The organism is Synechococcus sp. MIT S9451 (assembly GCF_047304725.1).
In the GTDB taxonomy this organism is placed as follows: domain Bacteria; phylum Cyanobacteriota; class Cyanobacteriia; order PCC-6307; family Cyanobiaceae; genus Synechococcus_C.
Map to the genome: position 1 here is coordinate 597,545 of NZ_CP138971.1, position 17,017 is coordinate 614,561.

Annotated in this window: 17 protein-coding genes; 7 read left to right on the forward strand and 10 right to left on the reverse strand. The window is 61.1% G+C overall.

What is annotated here, in order from left to right; all coding sequences use genetic code 11:
* Positions 1–22 precede the first annotated feature (22 nt).
* The 5 genes from rplK to gloA form a co-directional block, all read right to left on the reverse strand.
* The gene (gene rplK / locus SIB72_RS03270) at positions 23–448 is read right to left on the reverse strand and encodes a 50S ribosomal protein L11 (protein WP_115016070.1); all 426 of its coding nucleotides are present in this window, start codon (positions 446–448) and stop codon (positions 23–25) included.
* A 109-nt stretch (positions 449–557) separates the two neighbouring features.
* Positions 558–1,217, reverse strand: coding sequence for a transcription termination/antitermination protein NusG (gene nusG / locus SIB72_RS03275; RefSeq protein ID WP_115016069.1), 660 nt, complete (start codon positions 1,215–1,217; stop codon positions 558–560).
* A gap of 63 nt (positions 1,218–1,280) precedes the next feature.
* Complete coding sequence (gene secE / locus SIB72_RS03280; RefSeq protein ID WP_115016143.1) at positions 1,281–1,520, reverse strand: preprotein translocase subunit SecE; 240 nt, start codon at positions 1,518–1,520, stop codon at positions 1,281–1,283.
* 76 nt (positions 1,521–1,596) lie between these two features.
* Entirely contained in the window at positions 1,597–4,470 is a 2,874-nt protein-coding gene (locus SIB72_RS03285; protein ID WP_413744582.1) for an AAA family ATPase, read from the reverse strand.
* 17 nt (positions 4,471–4,487) lie between these two features.
* Entirely contained in the window at positions 4,488–4,889 is a 402-nt protein-coding gene (gene gloA, locus SIB72_RS03290; RefSeq protein ID WP_413744583.1) for a lactoylglutathione lyase, read from the reverse strand.
* A gap of 99 nt (positions 4,890–4,988) precedes the next feature.
* On the opposite strand from gloA, the gene eno reads away from it, so the two are divergent.
* Genes eno through SIB72_RS03305 form a run of 3 tightly spaced genes read left to right on the forward strand, consistent with a single transcriptional unit; the run spans position 4,989 to position 7,829 of the window.
* Complete coding sequence (gene eno / locus SIB72_RS03295) at positions 4,989–6,281, forward strand: phosphopyruvate hydratase (protein WP_413744584.1); 1,293 nt, start codon at positions 4,989–4,991, stop codon at positions 6,279–6,281.
* Positions 6,281–7,057, forward strand: coding sequence for a phytanoyl-CoA dioxygenase family protein (locus SIB72_RS03300; RefSeq protein ID WP_413745028.1), 777 nt, complete (start codon positions 6,281–6,283; stop codon positions 7,055–7,057). The genes eno and SIB72_RS03300 overlap by 1 nt, the downstream gene beginning before the upstream one ends.
* Before the next feature lies 1 nt (position 7,058).
* Entirely contained in the window at positions 7,059–7,829 is a 771-nt protein-coding gene (locus tag SIB72_RS03305; protein WP_413744585.1) for a hypothetical protein, read from the forward strand.
* On the opposite strand, the gene SIB72_RS03310 is transcribed toward SIB72_RS03305, so the two are convergent.
* The 4 genes from SIB72_RS03310 to argJ all read right to left on the reverse strand — a co-directional run bounded on the left by SIB72_RS03310 (position 7,818) and on the right by argJ (position 11,871).
* Positions 7,818–9,497 carry an ABC1 kinase family protein gene (locus SIB72_RS03310; RefSeq protein ID WP_413744586.1) on the reverse strand — a complete coding sequence of 560 codons (1,680 nt, stop codon included), beginning with the start codon at positions 9,495–9,497 and terminating at the stop codon, positions 7,818–7,820. The genes SIB72_RS03305 and SIB72_RS03310 overlap by 12 nt on opposite strands.
* Positions 9,497–9,805 carry a hypothetical protein gene (locus SIB72_RS03315; RefSeq protein ID WP_115121153.1) on the reverse strand — a complete coding sequence of 103 codons (309 nt, stop codon included), beginning with the start codon at positions 9,803–9,805 and terminating at the stop codon, positions 9,497–9,499. The genes SIB72_RS03310 and SIB72_RS03315 overlap by 1 nt, the downstream gene beginning before the upstream one ends.
* 70 nt (positions 9,806–9,875) lie before the next feature.
* Positions 9,876–10,499: a hypothetical protein gene (locus tag SIB72_RS03320; RefSeq protein ID WP_413744587.1), complete on the reverse strand. Its 624-nt coding sequence runs from the start codon at positions 10,497–10,499 to the stop codon at positions 9,876–9,878.
* Between the two features lie 136 nt (positions 10,500–10,635).
* A complete protein-coding gene (argJ, locus tag SIB72_RS03325) occupies positions 10,636–11,871 on the reverse strand; it encodes a bifunctional glutamate N-acetyltransferase/amino-acid acetyltransferase ArgJ (RefSeq protein ID WP_413744588.1) in 1,236 nt (411 codons plus the stop codon).
* 107 nt (positions 11,872–11,978) lie between these two features.
* Between argJ and coaE the strand changes: the two genes are divergently transcribed.
* The 3 genes from coaE (at position 11,979) to SIB72_RS03340 (ending at position 14,273) form a co-directional block, all read left to right on the forward strand.
* Positions 11,979–12,626, forward strand: coding sequence for a dephospho-CoA kinase (gene coaE / locus SIB72_RS03330; RefSeq protein ID WP_413744589.1), 648 nt, complete (start codon positions 11,979–11,981; stop codon positions 12,624–12,626).
* Positions 12,627–12,702: 76 nt separating this feature from the next.
* A complete protein-coding gene (locus SIB72_RS03335; protein WP_413744590.1) occupies positions 12,703–13,335 on the forward strand; it encodes a hypothetical protein in 633 nt (210 codons plus the stop codon).
* 182 nt (positions 13,336–13,517) lie between these two features.
* A complete protein-coding gene (locus SIB72_RS03340) occupies positions 13,518–14,273 on the forward strand; it encodes a hypothetical protein (protein WP_413744591.1) in 756 nt (251 codons plus the stop codon).
* A gap of 27 nt (positions 14,274–14,300) precedes the next feature.
* Here the strand turns inward: SIB72_RS03340 and gatB are convergent, their stop codons facing one another.
* On the reverse strand, positions 14,301–15,785 hold the full coding sequence (gene gatB / locus SIB72_RS03345) for an Asp-tRNA(Asn)/Glu-tRNA(Gln) amidotransferase subunit GatB (RefSeq protein ID WP_413744592.1): 1,485 nt from the start codon (positions 15,783–15,785) through the stop codon (positions 14,301–14,303).
* 99 nt (positions 15,786–15,884) lie between these two features.
* Between gatB and thiO the strand changes: the two genes are divergently transcribed.
* A complete protein-coding gene (thiO, locus tag SIB72_RS03350) occupies positions 15,885–17,009 on the forward strand; it encodes a glycine oxidase ThiO (protein ID WP_413744593.1) in 1,125 nt (374 codons plus the stop codon).
* Positions 17,010–17,017 lie beyond the last annotated feature (8 nt).

The window sequence follows — 17,017 nt, forward strand, 5'->3', positions numbered from 1 at the left end:
AAACGCTGAAAGGCTGAACGCGTTAGTCACTGATGGCGACGCCCATGTTGCGGGCGGTGCCTTCAATGATGCGCATCGCCGACTCAACGCTGGTGCAGTTGAGATCGGGCAGCTTTGTCTTAGCGATTTCCTCGAGCTGGGCGCGGTTGATGGAACCAACACTTCCCTTGGCGGACTCACCGGAACCTTTGGGGATTCCAGCGGCTTTGGTGATCAGCACCGACGCCGGAGGCGTCTTGGTGATGAAGGTGAAGCTGCGGTCTTCGAAGACCGAGATCTCCACCGGAATCACGAACCCGGCCTTGTCCTGCGTGCGGGCGTTGTATTCCTTGCAGAACGCCATGATGTTGACCCCGTGCTGACCGAGGGCAGGGCCCACCGGTGGTGCAGGGTTGGCTTTGCCGGCCTGAAGGGCCAGCTTGATCACAGCTACGACTTTCTTGGCCATCGGCTAGCGGGGTTGGACATCTGCGGATCACCTGACCCTCGGGGCAGGTGCGGCGAGGTGGTGAACCACCTCAGAGGCCGCCCTCCGCAGGGAGACGGCCGCCGCTGGATCAGCCTTGTTTACTGACCTGGGAAAACTCGAGTTCGACCGGGGTTTCCCGCCCGAAAATCGACAGCAAAGCCTTGAGCTTGCTGCGCTCGCCCGAGACCTCGATCACTTCGCCTTGGAAATCCTTAAAGGGCCCGGCGGTCACCAGGATTTGATCACCTTCGGTGAGATCAACCTTGACCACAGTCTTCTTCTCTGCCGCCCGCTTGAAGATGCGATCCACCTCCGAACGGCTCAGAGGTCTGGGTTTGATATGACCACGGGCCTTACCAGTGGCACGACGGTCCTCAGCCCCGACGAAATTAATCACGTTGGGGGTGCTTCGTACCGCCATCATCGTGTCCTCATCCAGAACCATGCGCACCAGTACGTATCCGGGGAAGACCTTCTCCTCGGTGGACTGACGGCTGCCGTCCTTCTTGATCTTGACCGCGGGCGTTTCGGGAATCTCGATCTCAAGGATGCGGTTGCTGACGCCGAGGGTGACAGCTCGCTGCTCCAGGGTGGCCTTCACCTTCTTCTCACAACTGGACGCCACTTGCACCGCGTACCAGCGGGCAATGGCTGTGCGTGCCACCGAAGCCGTACCGACTTCACCCTCGTTGGGGGCTGGCAGTTCGAGCACATCAGCGCTCTGATCAGTGAGGTCGACGTCAGACACGGGCGAAGGAGAAGTAAAAACTGAAAGACGAGAACAACAGATCACGACCGGAATTGCCGCTGATCAACGAAACACCTGAGAGGCCGACCAATCGAAGAAACGACTCACTGATGCAATCGCAGCAGCCGACAGACTCACCATCAAGATCACAGCGACTGATTCGCTGAACAGCTGCTGACGGGTGGGCCAGACCACGAGTTTGAGCTCTTCCAAAGTGGCGGCAACAAACCCTCCCTTCCGGCTATCGCCAGAGGGGGCCTGAGGCTTGGTCGCTGCTGTGTCCTCGGAGGTGGGGGTGGTCACGGATCCTCGGCCGGTGCTGACGCCGGTACCAAAGGCACCTGCCGGCAAACAGACACCATACCGGATGCCTTTCTCGTCAAGAGTCCGCAGCGAATCGGAAGGGATCTGCCGACGTCTCCCCGGCACTGACACGCACCGTCTTCGCTCCAGTGAAACGCTCCTCCAGCAGTTCAGTCGCCAGCGGGTTCTCCAGATGGCGCCTCAGCACACGACGCAGGGGGCGCGCTCCGTATTCGGGCTCATGACCAAGTTCCGCCAGAGCCCTGACCACCGGAGGATCCACCTCAAGGGCCAGCCCCTGCTCCGCCATCAGCAGCGAGAGGTCCTCCAACTGCAGGCGCACGATCCGCTCCAAATCGTCGACCCCCAAAGGTCGAAAGCGGATCACTTCATCAATACGGTTGAGAAACTCCGGACGGAACTGACGGCCGATGGCGTCATCCACCTGCCCAGCAAGGGCCCGCTCCAGGGCTTCCACATCCGAGCCCTCCTGCTGAACCTGGCGGGCCGTATCAAGAATGGCGCGGCTGGCCAAGTTGCTGGTCATCACCACAACGGTGTGGCGGAAATCAACCGTGCGGCCCTGGGAATCGGTGAGGCGGCCATCATCCAGCACCTGCAGCAACACATTGAACACATCTGGATGGGCCTTCTCCACCTCATCCAGCAATAAAAGGGCATAGGGGCGACGACGCACCGCCTCCGTGAGCTGCCCACCCTCCTCGTAGCCGACATAGCCAGGGGGTGCACCAAGCAGGCGCGCCACAGCATTGCGCTCCATGAATTCGCTCATGTCCAGACGCACCAGGGCCTCGTCCTCGTCAAACAAGAGAGCACCCAAAGCCTTGGCCAACTCCGTCTTGCCCACACCTGTGGGGCCCAGGAACAGAAAAGAACCCACGGGACGACGCGGATCCTTCATCCCAGCCCGGGCACGGCGGATGGCAGCGGCAACAGCTTGCACCGCTTCTGGCTGACCAATCACGCGTTCACCAAGGTGAACATCAAGCTCGAGCAGCTTCTGGCGCTCTCCCGCCATCAACCTTTGCACCGGGATGCCGGTCCAGCGGGCGACCACGTCGGCGATATCGCCAGCCTCAACCTGCTCACGCAGTAGAGCCGTACCGGCCGCCTGGGCCTCGGCCAGGGCCTGCTCGAGATCGTGGCGGCGCTGCTGAACGCGATGCAACTGGTCGTATTCCAGTCGGGCCGCCTCCTCGAGGTCACTGCTGCGTTCGGCTTCCGCCATCGCATGCCGCAAGTCTTCATCGTCCTGCAACAACTGCCGCAGTTCCGCCAGCTGGTCCCGTTCAGCCTGCCAACGATCCCGCAAGTTCTCCAAGTGGCTGGATGCTTCAAGCCTGGAACGCTGGAGCTGCACCCTTTCCGATTCCGGTGCCTGCTCCGCTGCAAGCAACGACAACTCCACGCGGCGCAGCTCTGCTTCCGCATCCTCCACAACCTGGGGCTTGGAGGTCACATCCATTTTCAATTGCGCAGCCGCTTCATCAATGAGGTCGATGGCTTTATCAGGCAGGCAACGGTCGCTGATGTAGCGATCAGCCAAGCGGATGGATGCCACCACCGCCTCGTCGGTAATGGTGACCCCGTGGTGCAGCTCGTAGCGTTCCTTGAGACCGCGCAGGATCTCCACGCTGAGCTCGAGGGAGGGCTCCAGGATCGGAACCTGCTGAAAGCGACGATGCAGAGCGGGATCCTTCTCAACCGTGCGGCGGTAGTCCTCTGGCGTTGTGGCGGCGATGCAACGCAAATCCCCCCGCGCCAGAGCGGGCTTGAGCAAGCTGCCGGCATCAGCACTGGTTCGGTCGCTACTCACCACCGTGTGCAGCTCATCGATGAACAGCACCACCCCTGCATCGGGGTCGCTCACCTCGGCAAGCACAGCGCGGAGGCGTTCCTCGAACTGGCCGCGAAACTTGGCTCCAGCGATCAAAGCGCCGACATCGAGAGCAACCAGACGAAGACCCTGTAAAGACTCCGGCACCTCACCGGCAACAATCCGCTGCGCCAGCAACTCAGCGATGGCTGTTTTGCCGACACCGGGGGCACCGATCAAGACCGGATTGTTCTTGCCGCGACGGGAGAGAACCTTGATCAGGCGGCGGATCTCGGAGTCACGACCGATCACCGGATCGAGCTTGCCTTCAGACGCGGCGGCGGTGAGATCTCGGCCATAAAGCGCAAGCGCCGTGGCGTCTGCCTCGGGCGCCTGATCGGCCAGGAGTGGATCGGCGGCCGGTGTTGACTCCGGTGGCGCCACCGAGCTCACGGGGGCGCTGCGACTGCTGCGCCGACGGGTCATGGCAGGGTCGGCGGCGGACGGGCTGGTGGGCTGGGGGCCTGAGGCCGGAGCCGGAGGCCGGCGCGCAGAGCTTTGTGCACCAGTCGACTGCATCGGAGGCCGCGACGGGAGAGGTGCCAGTGCCTCGTCTCTCGGCGCAACAGCGGTGCGCTGTGACGGACGCCATTGACGCACCTCTGCCTCAAGACGGTCTGCCGGCAGACCCTGCCGCTCGAGAAGATCAGCACCAACGCGAGGATCACGCCCCATGGCGATCAACACATGGGACACCTCGATCAGGCGGGAGCCCCAGAGACCACGACAGCGGTCGGCCTCTTCCAGCAACTCCTCAAGATCCTCACCGATGAACAATTCATCGCCGCGGGCCATCGGCTGATCAGCCAGAAATCCCTCCAACTGATCAAGCAGTTCTTCGCAATCGAGGCTGAGGGCATCCACCAGCTCGCTGTAATGGCGATCGCTGAACAACACCTGGAGCAGATGCTCCACATCCAGCTCACCGTGACGCCAACGGCGGGCGAGATCCTGCCCGGCCAGAAGAAGCTCCCAGGCGTCATCGCTGAAGCGATCAGGCTCAGCCGTGAGACTGGCGGGAGGTTCAACGCTGGAGCGGGCCGAAGAGGTCATGGCGGGCTGAACCTGGTTTATGCAGCGTCCGAACGAGACGAAAGCTGGATCAATTCCACTTTGTAGCCATCGGGGTCTTCCACAAAGGCGATCACGGTGCTGCCGTGCTTCATCGGACCTGGTTCACGCACCACACGGCCGCCTCGATCCGCAATCATCCGGCACGTGCCATCAATGTCATCCACACCGAGGGCGATATGGCCGTAGCCCTCCCCAAGGGCGTACTGATTGGTGTCCCAGTTGTGGGTCAGCTCCAGCACCGTGTTGTCACTTTCCGGCCCATAGCCCACAAAAGCCAGGGTGAAACGGCCAGAGGGGTAGTCCTTGCGGCGCAGCAACTGCATCCCCAAAACATCGGTGTAGAAGCTCAGGGATCGCTCCAGATCTCCCACTCGGAGCATGGTGTGAAGCATGCGCATGCGCTGTGGTTCCGCCCGTTCTCACCGCATGGTGCCAAAGAGCACAGGGATGCGGCAGAGGGCATTCCATAGGATCTCTTCATCTTTGACCGGCTGCACGTGCTCGATTCCCTCGATCTCGTCATCGACACCATCGTGGCCAGGGAGGTGCTGGATTCCCGCGGCAACCCCACGGTGGAGGCAGAAGTGCTGCTTGAAGGCGGAGCCAGCGGCCGGGCGATTGTGCCTAGCGGTGCTAGCACCGGTGCCCATGAAGCCCATGAACTGCGGGACGGCGGCAACCGCTACATGGGCAAGGGTGTCACCAAAGCGGTCGACCACATCGAAGACCGGATTGCCCCTGCCCTCTGTGGACTCTCGGCCTTGGATCAGGCGGCCGTCGACACCACCATGCAAGAGCTGGACGGCAGCGAGAACAAATCCAATCTCGGCGCCAACGCCATCCTGGCCGTGAGCATGGCAACAGCGCGTGCTGCCGCGAACGGCGTCGGACTTCCGCTCTATCGCTACTTGGGCGGCCCCATGGCTTCTCTGCTGCCGGTCCCCCTGATGAATGTGATCAATGGCGGGGCCCACGCCGCCAACAGCCTGGACTTTCAAGAGTTCATGCTTGTCCCCCACGGCGCTCCCACCTTCCGGGAAGCCCTGCGCATGGGCACCGAGGTGTTTCACACCCTCAAGGGTCTGCTCCACGACCGCGGCCTGAGCACCTCCGTGGGGGATGAAGGTGGCTTCGCTCCCAATCTGGGCAACATCGAAGCTGGGGACATCCTCGTTCAAGCGATCGAACAAGCCGGCTACAAACCTGGTGATGAGATTGCCCTGGCCTTGGACGTGGCCAGCACCGAATTCTTCAACGGTGGTCGCTACGCCTTTGATGGAGGCAGCTATGACAGCGCCGAGATGGTCGGCCAGCTGGAGCAACTGGTCAACCGCTTCCCCATCGTGTCGATCGAGGACGGGCTGGCCGAAGACGACTGGGACGGCTGGAAGCTGCTCACAGAGCGGCTAGGCGGCAAGGTGCAGCTTGTGGGTGACGACCTGTTTGTGACCAACAGCAAGCGCCTGCAGCGGGGCATCGATCAAGGCATTGCCAACTCGATCCTGATCAAGGTGAATCAAATTGGTTCTCTCACCGAAACCTTGCAGGCGATCGACCTGGCTGGCCGCTCCGGCTACACCAGCGTGATCAGCCACCGCAGCGGCGAGACCGAAGACACCACCATCGCCGACCTGTCCGTCGCCACCCGCGCCGGACAGATTAAAACCGGCTCCCTCAGCCGCAGTGAGCGAGTCGCCAAATACAACCAGCTGCTGCGCATCGAAGACGAACTGGGCAGCCAGGCCGTCTACGCCGGTGCTGCTGGCCAAGGCCCCCGCGGCAACGGCTGATCGCGGGCCCTAGTCCTGACACAGAACACAAAGCAGCAGGGCACTGGCTGGTGCCCCAGCTGCTTGATTCTGAATGGCTGGCGACGATCAACGAGACTCTGAAGACCGGCGCGGTCAACCAGGGCCAACAAGCTGGCCGGGAAGCACTGCTGGGCATCCAGGCCGACGGCAGCCACCTCACCGCTGACCGCTTTCACCAGGAGCTGTTCGCCCTCCTCACCGCGCCAGACCTCGTGGCAGCGGTCAAACAGGTGAGTGGGCTAGCAGCCATCCGACCGCTGCAGTTTGATCTGCTAACCAAGGCCCCAGGAGGGCAGGGGACCCCATGGCACCGAGATCGCGACTTCCTGCCCATCGATCGCCAGTCCTACACCTGCTGGATCCCCCTCGATCCAATCCCTGAGCACTGCACCTTGGTTTATGCAGAGGGAACAGCCATGCTGCCGCCGGAGCAGAGCGATGTGCCGGACCAAGCCAGCCTGCGTCGGCTGCTGGTTCGCCATGGAGCACCGATGCGTCAGCTTCCGGCGATGCAACCCGGAGATGTGGACATCCACCAGGGGCAGGTCTGGCATTACGGGCCGGCCAACAACACTCCGCACTGGCGCCGCGCCCTAGGGGTGGCCTTTGTGGCGGAAGGGACCCGTCTGTGTGCCAATCCACCAGGGTTTGCGGGGCCGGCTGGCGCTCGTATGCGCAGCACCACTTTGTGCACCTTGTTCGGCGCGGAGGCTGAAGGAGCACTGGTGCAAGGGAGCCGACATCCAGTGCTCTGAAATGATCCGGTTCCGCGACTTCTCTGCTGCCATTGCAACCGGCCGGAAGCATGGCCGCCATGTGTTCGTTCAGTGCCTGCCCAAAATGGGCTCTACAGCACTGAGTTGCAGCCTCCCCGATGCCGTCCACGAATTCGGCATGGATGCAGCACCCCTGCTGATCCAGCAGCACAGGCAACCCGACTTTGATGACCTGCGCTGGCAATGGCTCCAGCAGCGTCGCCAGCAACTGGCACCCACGGTGGATATCTGCACCAGCCTCTTTCTGTTAACGGCTGAGCTCAGCGATCTGGCACTGGATCGCCACGGGCATCAACGATTCCTGCTCAATCGCTCGCTACGGCCCTGGTTACGCAGCATCAGCAATTGGAGCTATCAGAACGCCAGCAACCCATTGCGTCATGCATGGGACAGCAGCTATCGCCTGTTTGTCCATCAAAGCGACCCGGAACTGCAGGCGGTGATGCCCCAGTCACTGAACAGTCTCAGGAGCATGGTGAGGTTCTGGATGCCGGTTTGGCTTGTGTATCAGCGCTGGATTGCGATCCACATGGACATTGGCATTGCCCACAGCCGATCAATCCTGATAACTGACCACAACGGAGTGATCCCCACCAACGCCAACCGCAGCCACTTTTCAAAAGGATTCGAGCAGAGCTTTAACAGGCTGATTCCTGCCATGCCCAGTCTTGGGATCTCACCAGAACGGAATCGTGCTTTTCAGCAGGATCTGCGCAGCAAACTATTAGCCATGCCTGCGTCAGCGCCCTGAGCCCGATAGCCCCTCGACGCGGGCGTCACGGCGCAATTTGAGCTGCAACTTCAACCATCCCATCGCGACAGGCACCCCAGCAGCCAGCGGCAGTAGGGCCCAGAGAGGGCGCGGGCTCGCTCCTAATAAAGCCGCCGAGAGCGCCAGGGCGCCGAGCAGCAGGGACTGGCCAATCGCATGTTGCGCCGTCACCATGCGGCGGAACTGACGATCGGATTCGCCCATACGAATCTGCAACTGCAGATCCCCTTGTTCAAGCCGCTCAAGACTTTCATCGAGCCGCCTGGGGAAGGCAACAGCCTTGCTACTGAGGGCGCCTACCTGGCGGCCCAACTCATTAAACAAATCATTGGAGCCGGATCCACTGGCAGTCATGAGGGGCAGCAGGTAAGGCTTGGCAATCGCCACAAGGCTAAAGCTGGGATCGAGGCTGCGCCCCACTCCCTCAAACGTTGACAGCGCCCGCATCACAAAAATCAGCTCCACCGGAAGCCGGAACGGCTGGCCATACACCAACTCGTAGAGATCTCCAGACAACTGGTCGATCACGTTGGCACTGAAGGGGGGAGTCAAGGCCTCCTTGAGCATCACTCGCACCAGGCGGCGCACCGGACCGGCGTCAATGTCAGCAGCGATCACTCCAGCGGCCTGCATCTCCTCGACGAGTGCAGAAGCATCCCTGGAGGCCGCAGCCCGCACCATCGACCCCAAGCGACGGCGTAATGCTTCAGAGAGCAGACCCATCATCCCGAAGTCGTAATAAATCAGGGCGCCATCAGTGGCGACAGCAAGATTGCCGGGATGGGGATCGGCGTGGAAAAACCCGAAACGCACCAGCTGTTGCAAATAGCTGGCGGCACCGATCTCCGCCACGGCAGAAGGATCGATCCCGGCCTCGAGCAAAGCCGGACGGTCATTCACCTTGATGCCAGGTAGGTAGTCGAGACAGAGCACCCTGCGAGTGCTGAGTTCCCAGATCACACCAGGAACGCGAATCCGAGGATCATCCAGAAACTGCTGACGGAAGCGGGCGGCGTATTGGGCTTCCATGCGGAAATCCAGTTCGCGCAGGAGCACCCGGCGACATTCCTGGGCGATCGCCACCCAGTCACGCCCTCGTCCCCAGCTCGGATGGCGCTGCAGGACGGCAGCCACCTGCTGCATCACCTCCAGATCGAGGCGGAACAAAGTCTCAAGACCAGGGCGCTGAATCTTCAGCACCACCTGCCGACCACTGCGCAGGCTGGCGCGATGCACCTGGGCGAGGGAGGCCGCCCCTAATGGCATCTGGTCCAGGTCAATGATCTCGGCGCAGCGCTGGCCAAGCTCTTGCTCCAACACCGACTGAGCCCGATCAAAGGAGAAGGGAGGCACCTTGTCCTGAAGGTCGGCGAGTTCAGCCACCCAACCGGCTGGCAACACATCCGGCCTGGCAGACAACAGCTGCCCAAGCTTGATAAACGCAGAACCCAAAGACAGCAATTCAGCCGTCAACCAACGGGCGCGGGTCTGCTGTCGCCTCGCTCGCCGCTCGGGGGTGCAACCACCTGAATAGGTCCACTCACGTGCATCCCACCAGAGGTAGGCGATCAGGGTGAGAACGGAGCGCCAGATGCGCAGGGCACGGAAAGCACCACGCAGAGGCGATCGCAACCGTTTCAAACCCATCAGAGGCTGCCTTCCATGCGGGTATTCAGGTCGGCCACTTTTGCGCGCAAACGGTCGATCTGATCCTGCGAATTTCCAGACTCGGCCGGGGGCGGCGTGACGGACTCCTCTGGACCTTGGCCATCCCGCTCCAACCGCTCAGCCTCAGCCTGAACCTCCTCCTGAAAAAGATCCCACTCGCGTCGAATTCGCTCTGGCGCATCCTGCGCCAAAACAGCTACTTCAGCAGCAGCTTCAGCCAGACCATGTCCCAACCTCGCCGTCAGACGACTGACAGTGGCCTTCATGAGGGCATCGGGAGAAGGCATGAGGTATCACCACTATGAGAAGACTGTGGCAAATTTATAGAGACGATTGCCGCAGACTCACAAGCTCCGCTTAGGGATCTGGGGGAGACACCGGCACCGGCATCTCCAGCACTGGCTGAAGCAGTGGGGTCGATGAGGGCACGACTGGCGACGCTGTCGGGACTGCAGGAGCTCCCACAGGGATCACAGCGGGCTCCACGGCCAAAGGAGCCGAGGGTTCCGGATTCGGCAACTCGAGCAAATCAACAACGTCAGGATCCGGCGTCAATCCATCAACAGCCTTCAACTCAGACCGTGGCTGAGCATCAGGATCAGCCGGGAGCTCCGGAGCAGGAATCAAGTCAAATCCATCCTCCACCGTCACGACTGCTGCAGGCAGCACAGGAGCTGGTGTGGCCGCAGCCTGCTGCTGACGCAGACGGGCTTCAGCGGCGATGCGCTCAGCAGCCAATAAGGCTTTGTCGTCCTTTTTCGGTTTTGGCGGTCGGGTTTTAGCGAGCTCAGCCTCGCGAGCCGCCACATCAGCGCTGAGGGGCCTGGAGTCTCCCTCATTGCGGCCCCGCAGTGACGCGAGGCTTTCGCCAGGAAAACGTTGCGCCGTGAAGGTCTGATGCTTGACGTTGGAGTTGCCTGCCTGCAAGAGCACAACACGCTGGGTGATGCCATAGCCCAAGGCAAAACAGGAACCTGCCACCAGTGGTCCGACCCAGAAACGTGGGCGACGCCGTGGCTTCTTCTCCTGTTTTGGCTGATTCTCCGCAGGCACAACTCAGGCACGAATAGCGCTGTCATCCTGCCAGCCCTTTTTGCTCCTGTCTGCGGAGGCACCCCTAGGTGGTGTAATCGGCGTTAATGCGCACGTACTGAGCAGACAGGTCGCAGCCCCAGGACCTTGCCTCACTCACACCATCTCCAAGACCAAGACGGATCTGCACACAGTCGTCCTGGAGATAAGCCCCCTGCACACACGACTGAAGATAAGCAGACGCTGCCTGTTGATCAAAGCCAATCGGAGCACCATCCCTCATCAATTGATGAGGCCCCAGCCAGAGAGTGACAGCTCCTGGATCAAAGGAGACCCCGGAACGACCGGCGGCCGCAATGATCCGACCCCAGTTGGGATCACGACCATGCACCGCTGTTTTCACGAGTGAAGACGAGCACACCGTGCGTGCCATCCGTAGTGCATCTGCCTCGCTGGTGGCACCTTCGACGTGAACCTCGATGAGGCAGGTGGCACCCTCCCCATCCCGAGCGATGGCCTTGGCCAGATGCTGCGCCACCAGCGTCACACCTTCCTCCAACGCGTCGAACTGTTCCGCTGCAAGCGGTTCACCAGCCGCAAAGGCCAGAAACGTGTCGTTGGTGCTGGTGTCACCATCCACGGTGATCGCATTGAAGGAGCGATCCACTGCATGACGCACCATCCCCTGCCACCGATCAGCAGGAACACCGGCATCACAGGTGAGGTAGCCCAGCATCGTGGCCATATCGGGATGAATCATTCCCGAGCCTTTGGCCATCCCACCGATGCGGACCCGGCGCCCACCCAACTCCACCTCAAGGGCGATCTGCTTGTCCACCAGATCGGTGGTGAGAATGGCTGCAGCAGCAGCGCCCCCCCCATCATCCGCAAGAGCGGAGACCAAGGGATCCATGGCCGCCAACAACGTGTCCATCGGGATCGGCACACCGATCACACCGGTGGAGCAGATCAGCACCTGGTCAGCCATCAGCCCTAGACGATCCGCCACGGCCTGGGTGGCTCGCAGGCTGTCGATCAGCCCACGATCGCCGGTACAGGCATTGGCCTGGCCGGAATTCGTCACCACTGCACGAACCCTGGGGGCGCCCTCTTGGAGACGTGCCGCACAGAGGTCGACGCAGGCAGCCCTGACAACGGAAGTTGTGAAAGTGCCGGCACAAACAGCATTCTCGGGCGCCAGTAAAAGCGAAAGGTCGCGTCTACCGGAGGCCTTCAACCCCGCCCGGATCCCTGCAGCCTGAAACCCATCGGGTGCTGTGATCCCTCCTGGGATGGGAGACCAGCGGACAGATTGCGCCATCGAAACCAACGGCAAGGCGAACCACGTTCGTCTATCTAAGCCGCCAGAGGCCCAACCCAGGTGCCCAACCCAGCGACAAACTGGTCGTGACGACTCCGATCCAATTCTTGAGCTCCGCTCACCGCTGGCAAGGTCTGCAACGTCGTATCGGCCTGACGGGTGGAATCGCCAGCGGCAAAAGCAGCGTGGGCCATTACCTAGAGCAGCAGGGCCTGCCTGTCCTGGATGCCGACATCTACGCCCACGAGGCACTAGCCCCAGGCAGCCCAGGAGCTGAAGCCGTGATCCAGCGCTATGGCCCCCAAGTGGAAGCATCGCTGCATACCAGTGATGAGGCGGCCGCCAGCGAGATGCACCGGATTGACCGACGAGCACTCGGCCAGATCGTGTTCAACAACCCCGCAGAACGTCAGTGGCTAGAGCAACTGATTCACCCAATGGTGCGGGCTCGGTTCAACCAGGAGATCGACCGAGAGCCTCAGGCATCAGCGATTGTGCTGATGATTCCATTGCTTTTCGAGGCGGGACTCGAAGCCCTGTGCTCGGAAATCTGGGTGGTGCAGTGCACGCCAACACAACAACTGACGCGCCTGTGTCAGAGAGATGGATTGGATCAAGAGGCAGCCCTGGCCAGGGTCAGGGCGCAATGGCCCATGCGAGAGAAGTGCCAGCACGCTGACCTGGTGCTCGACAACAGCGGAGCGCCAGAGCGCTGGAAAGCACAGATCGCCGAACAACTGCACTGGAGCAGCTGAATCTTCAACACTCAGCTAACTGTGATCATCTCGATCTCAAGCACCTCGACACCAGTGGTGATCAAGCTCACAGCGCATGCCAACGCAGGTCATCAGCTCCGAAGGTGATTGCGGCGATCTTGAGTTCATCCGCAACCGGGAGCACACCTCCCTTCCACCAATGACCACGATCAAAACCATCGCCGCCGCTGCTGCCTCCCTCGCCGCTGGTGCCACCTTGATGACCGTTGCAGGCCCTGCAGCACAAGCCAATCCCTACAACACCTTTGGCCGTGCCGGCGGCTGTGATTCAGTCGCCCTTGGTGGTCGTGGACCTAATGGTGGTGGATTCATCGCTGGCCGTGACTGCGGAGACCACCGCGACTGGGCCTCACGGGAAGCACGCCGCAATCGCCAGCACGACACCCAAACCCAACTGATTGGTCTGGGTGGTGGCCTGCTGGGCCAAATCATCAACGGCAGCCAGCAGCGTCAGCAAGCTGCTTCTGTGTCGTCCTCTGAACTGGCTCTGCTCAGGCAGCAGCAAGAGATCGAGCTGCTCAAGATGCAACTGCAGATGCAGCAACAGCCTGGCTACGGCTACCAGACGGTGAACTACGCCCCTGCTCCTCAGGCTCCTATGTATCACCAGCCTGCTTATGGCTATCAGCAGCAGAGCAGCTACCAGCAGCACTCCGGTTACGTGCAGCAGCCCCGTTACGGCTACTGATCACCCAGGCTCTGAACCACGACATCCAACACAACACGCTGCTAACCCTGCCAATGGCAGGGTTTTGTCTTGACTTCTGCGCCAGTTGATCAAGCTCACCATTGGCAGTCATCACCATCATGAGGAGGCCTGCCGATTCAGGCGATCTTGTGATCAAACCCGACAGGAACCCATCTGCTCCAATGACCTCACTCAAAGACCTGACCTGCGCCACAACAACAGTCGCCCTGGGCATCACCCTGATCAGCGGGGGCGGACCGGCCGCTCAGGCGCAAAGCGCTGCTGAACTGCAACTGCAACAGAACCAGCAAGAGATCAACCGCCTCAAGCAGCAGATGCAAATGCAGCAGGGCGGAGGTCCGGGACCACAAGGAGTTCAACCAGGAAGACCTCAGCCTGGGGCGGCAGTGATCGATGCCCGTTCGATCCAGCGCAGCGTCAACTTGGCACGCAATGCAGCGGTGAAGATGAACGGAGGTCTCAGCAAATACCGTCCGGCCCGCTGCATGTTCAAGGGCAGCGAACGCAACCCATGCATCGTGCAGCTGAATGCTCAAGGGATCGTTTTTCAGATCCCCGGTGGCCCTCCAGGCTGGGAGGAAGCGGGCCAGCCCCCCAGCTTGATGACCGTGCTTCTGGTCTCGCCGGATGGACGATCTCTGTTGCAGACAATCTCCAACGGTGCGCTGCAGGCACAACCTCAGCAGCAGCCAGGCATGTACCCACCTCAGCAGCAGCCCGGCATGTACCCACCTCAGCAGCAGCCCGGCATGTACCCACCTCAGCAGCAGCCCGGCCTGTACCCACCTCAGCAGCAGCCCGGCATGTACCCACCTCAGCAGCAGCCCGGCATGTACCCACCTCAGCAGCAGCCCGGCATGTACCCACCTCAGCAGCAGCCCGGCATGTACCCACCTCAGCAACGGCCAGCGATCTGAGCCCCTTGAAGCAAAACCGCCAGAAGCTCACCCCTTGAGCTTCTGGCTGAGGATCTGATTGGCCAGCTTGGGATCAGCCTTGCCACCGGTCTTCTTCATCAGCTGACCGACAAAGAAGCCCTGCAGCTTGGTCTTGCCGCCACGGAAAGCCTCAACCTCGTCGGGATGAGCTGCAAGCAGCTCTTCAACAATGGCGCTGATCGCTGCTGGATCACTAATCATTCCGAGCCCGCGCTCATCCACGATCGCCTTCGGGGAACCTCCCTTCTCCAGCAGTTCGGGCAGAATCTCCTTGGCGATCTTGCCGCTGATCTTGCCGCCATCGATCAGCTGCACCATCTCAGCCAACTGCTCAGGGCGGAATGGCAATTCCGCATAACTCAACCGATTGCTGTTCACATGAGCAGCGATGTCACCAGAGATCCAGTTGGCAGCAAGCTTGGCGTCAGCACCGGCATTCACCACCGCCTCGTAGTAGTCCGCCATCGGCCGCTCATCGGTGAGCACGCGAGCGTCGTACTGAGACAAACCCAGATCTTCGGCATAACGATGCCTCTTGGCAGCAGGCAGTTCCGGCAATTCAGCCCGCCACGCTTCCCGCTGATCAACGCTCACCTCAATCGGCCCCAAATCAGGGTCAGGGAAATAGCGGTAATCGCTTGCGCCCTCCTTGCTACGCATGCTCTTGGTGAGCTGCTTGCCTTCGTCCCAAAGACGGGTCTCTTGAATGATGGCTTCACCGCTCTCGTAAGCCTTGATCTGGCGCTGAATCTCGTAGTCGCACGCCTTCTGAATGGCCGAGAAGGAGTTCATATTCTTGATCTCAACCTTCGTGCCAAAGGGTGCATCAGGGCCCCGTCGCACGGAGATATTCACATCGCAACGAAGAGAACCCTCTTGCATGTTTCCGTCGCTAACGGCGAGGTAACGCATAATCCTGCGGATCTCTGAGGCATATTCCGCCGCTTCACGACCAGTACGCAGATCCGGTTTGCTGACAATCTCTGCCAGAGCCACACCGGCGCGGTTGTAGTCCACCAGGGAGTGGGTGGATCCAGCCAAACGGTCACTGCCGGCATGCACAAGTTTGCCGGCGTCCTCCTCCATATGCAGGCGCTCGATGCCGATCGTTTTCAAATAGGTGTCCTTGCCCTTTTCGGCCACTTCCACCTCGATCCATCCCTCTTCAGCGATCGGTTCGTCGTACTGAGAGATCTGGTAGTTCTTGGGCAGATCGGGATAGAAATATTGCTTGCGGTCGAACTTGCTGTGTTCAGCGATGTTCAGATTCAGCGCCATCGCTGCCTTCACGGCGTACTCGAGCACCTTCTGATTCAGCACCGGCAGCGTGCCAGGCAAACCGCACACCACTGGATCGATATGGGTGTTGGGTTCATCACCGAAGGTGGTGGAGGCAGCCGTGAAGATCTTGCTGTCGGTTCCCAGCTGCACGTGGGTCTCGAGACCGATCACGGCTTCCCAGGCTTGGTCTTTTGCTGCAGGTGCCGGCATCCGCTGTGAGGGTCTGTCAGAGCACCGCAATCCTATGGAAGAGGACTAAACGGCAAGCTGAGAGGCTGCCAAGACGCATCCACCGGCCTCGATCCCGCCATGACCGCCGCTTGCAGCTCTTCTTCTGAACCGGTGCTAGTGCTCGGCGGTGGCCTCATGGGCCTGGCGATCGCCCATCAACTAGCGCGCAAAGGGATTGCAGTCACCGTGCTCAGCCGCCGACGCAGTGAAGCCGCGGGGTTTGTCGCTGCAGGCATGCTCGCCCCCCATGCCGAAGGTCTCAGCGGCCCTCTACTGCAACTGGGGCAACTCAGCCTCGGACGAGTGCCGAGCTGGGTGGCCCAGATCGAGGCTGACAGTGGCCTGCCTTGCGGTCTGCGCTCGACGGGCATCGTCGTGCCGTTCCGCAGTGACAAAGAGCGAGACCTTTACCCCACAGCCGCTTTTGGCGAACCACTGGATCGCGAGCAGCTGGAACAGGAACTCCCTGGGCTGGCCCCTGAGTGGTCCGCTGGGCTTCTCTTCTCCCAAGACGGACAAATCGACAACCGACGCCAGCTCATGCGAGCGCTGGAGAGCGCCTGTGTCGACCGAGGTGTGCAGTTCCAAGAAGGAGTGGAGGTGCAGGAGCTACTGCAAAACCACGGCCAACTGAAAGGTGTCCGGACGAGGGACTTGGAAGGAACCTTGTCCACCCTCTCTTGCAGCCAAGCCATGCTTTGTAGCGGCGCCTGGAGTGCCCAACTGCTACCGGAGCTTCAGGTGTTTCCGGTGAAGGGGCAGATGTTGTCATTGCAGACTCCTCGCGGTGCTCTGCGGCGGGTGATCTTCGGTCCGGGGACTTATTTCGTGCCGCGAGAAGATGGCCTGGTGGTGGTGGGAGCCACATCGGAACGGAACGCAGGCTTCAACGAAGGACTCACACCCCAGGGGCAAACCACCCTCCAACAGGGCATTGCCGCGTTGCTGCCAGAAGCCATCAACTGGCCGCCGATGGAACGCTGGTGGGGCTTTCGTCCCTGCACACCCGACGAAGGCCCCTTACTGGGTGAGAGTCCGATCGCTGGACTGTGGCTGGCCTGCGGCCACCACCGCAATGGTGTGCTGATGGCAGGAGCAACCGCGGAGTTGATCGCCGATCTGGCCAGTGGTAGTGCACCCCGCAAGGATCTCGCGGCTCTGTTGCCCAGTTTCCGCTGGGATCGCTGGCGCTCTGAACCCTAAGAAGCATT

What these genes read in the sequence shown, in the direction of transcription:
- rplK (WP_115016070.1), bottom strand. Translation starts at nt 448, where the DNA reads ATGGCCAAGAAAGTCGTAGCTGTGATCAAGCTGGCCCTTCAGGCCGGC.
- SIB72_RS03285 (WP_413744582.1), bottom strand. Translation starts at nt 4,470, where the DNA reads ATGACCTCTTCGGCCCGCTCCAGCGTTGAACCTCCCGCCAGTCTCACG.
- gloA (WP_413744583.1), bottom strand. Translation starts at nt 4,889, where the DNA reads ATGCGCATGCTTCACACCATGCTCCGAGTGGGAGATCTGGAGCGATCC.
- SIB72_RS03305 (WP_413744585.1), top strand. Translation starts at nt 7,059, where the DNA reads ATGATCCGGTTCCGCGACTTCTCTGCTGCCATTGCAACCGGCCGGAAG.
- SIB72_RS03310 (WP_413744586.1), bottom strand. Translation starts at nt 9,497, where the DNA reads ATGGGTTTGAAACGGTTGCGATCGCCTCTGCGTGGTGCTTTCCGTGCC.
- SIB72_RS03315 (WP_115121153.1), bottom strand. Translation starts at nt 9,805, where the DNA reads ATGCCTTCTCCCGATGCCCTCATGAAGGCCACTGTCAGTCGTCTGACG.
- argJ (WP_413744588.1), bottom strand. Translation starts at nt 11,871, where the DNA reads ATGGCGCAATCTGTCCGCTGGTCTCCCATCCCAGGAGGGATCACAGCA.
- SIB72_RS03335 (WP_413744590.1), top strand. Translation starts at nt 12,703, where the DNA reads ATGCCAACGCAGGTCATCAGCTCCGAAGGTGATTGCGGCGATCTTGAG.
- SIB72_RS03340 (WP_413744591.1), top strand. Translation starts at nt 13,518, where the DNA reads ATGACCTCACTCAAAGACCTGACCTGCGCCACAACAACAGTCGCCCTG.
- gatB (WP_413744592.1), bottom strand. Translation starts at nt 15,785, where the DNA reads ATGCCGGCACCTGCAGCAAAAGACCAAGCCTGGGAAGCCGTGATCGGT.
- thiO (WP_413744593.1), top strand. Translation starts at nt 15,885, where the DNA reads ATGACCGCCGCTTGCAGCTCTTCTTCTGAACCGGTGCTAGTGCTCGGC.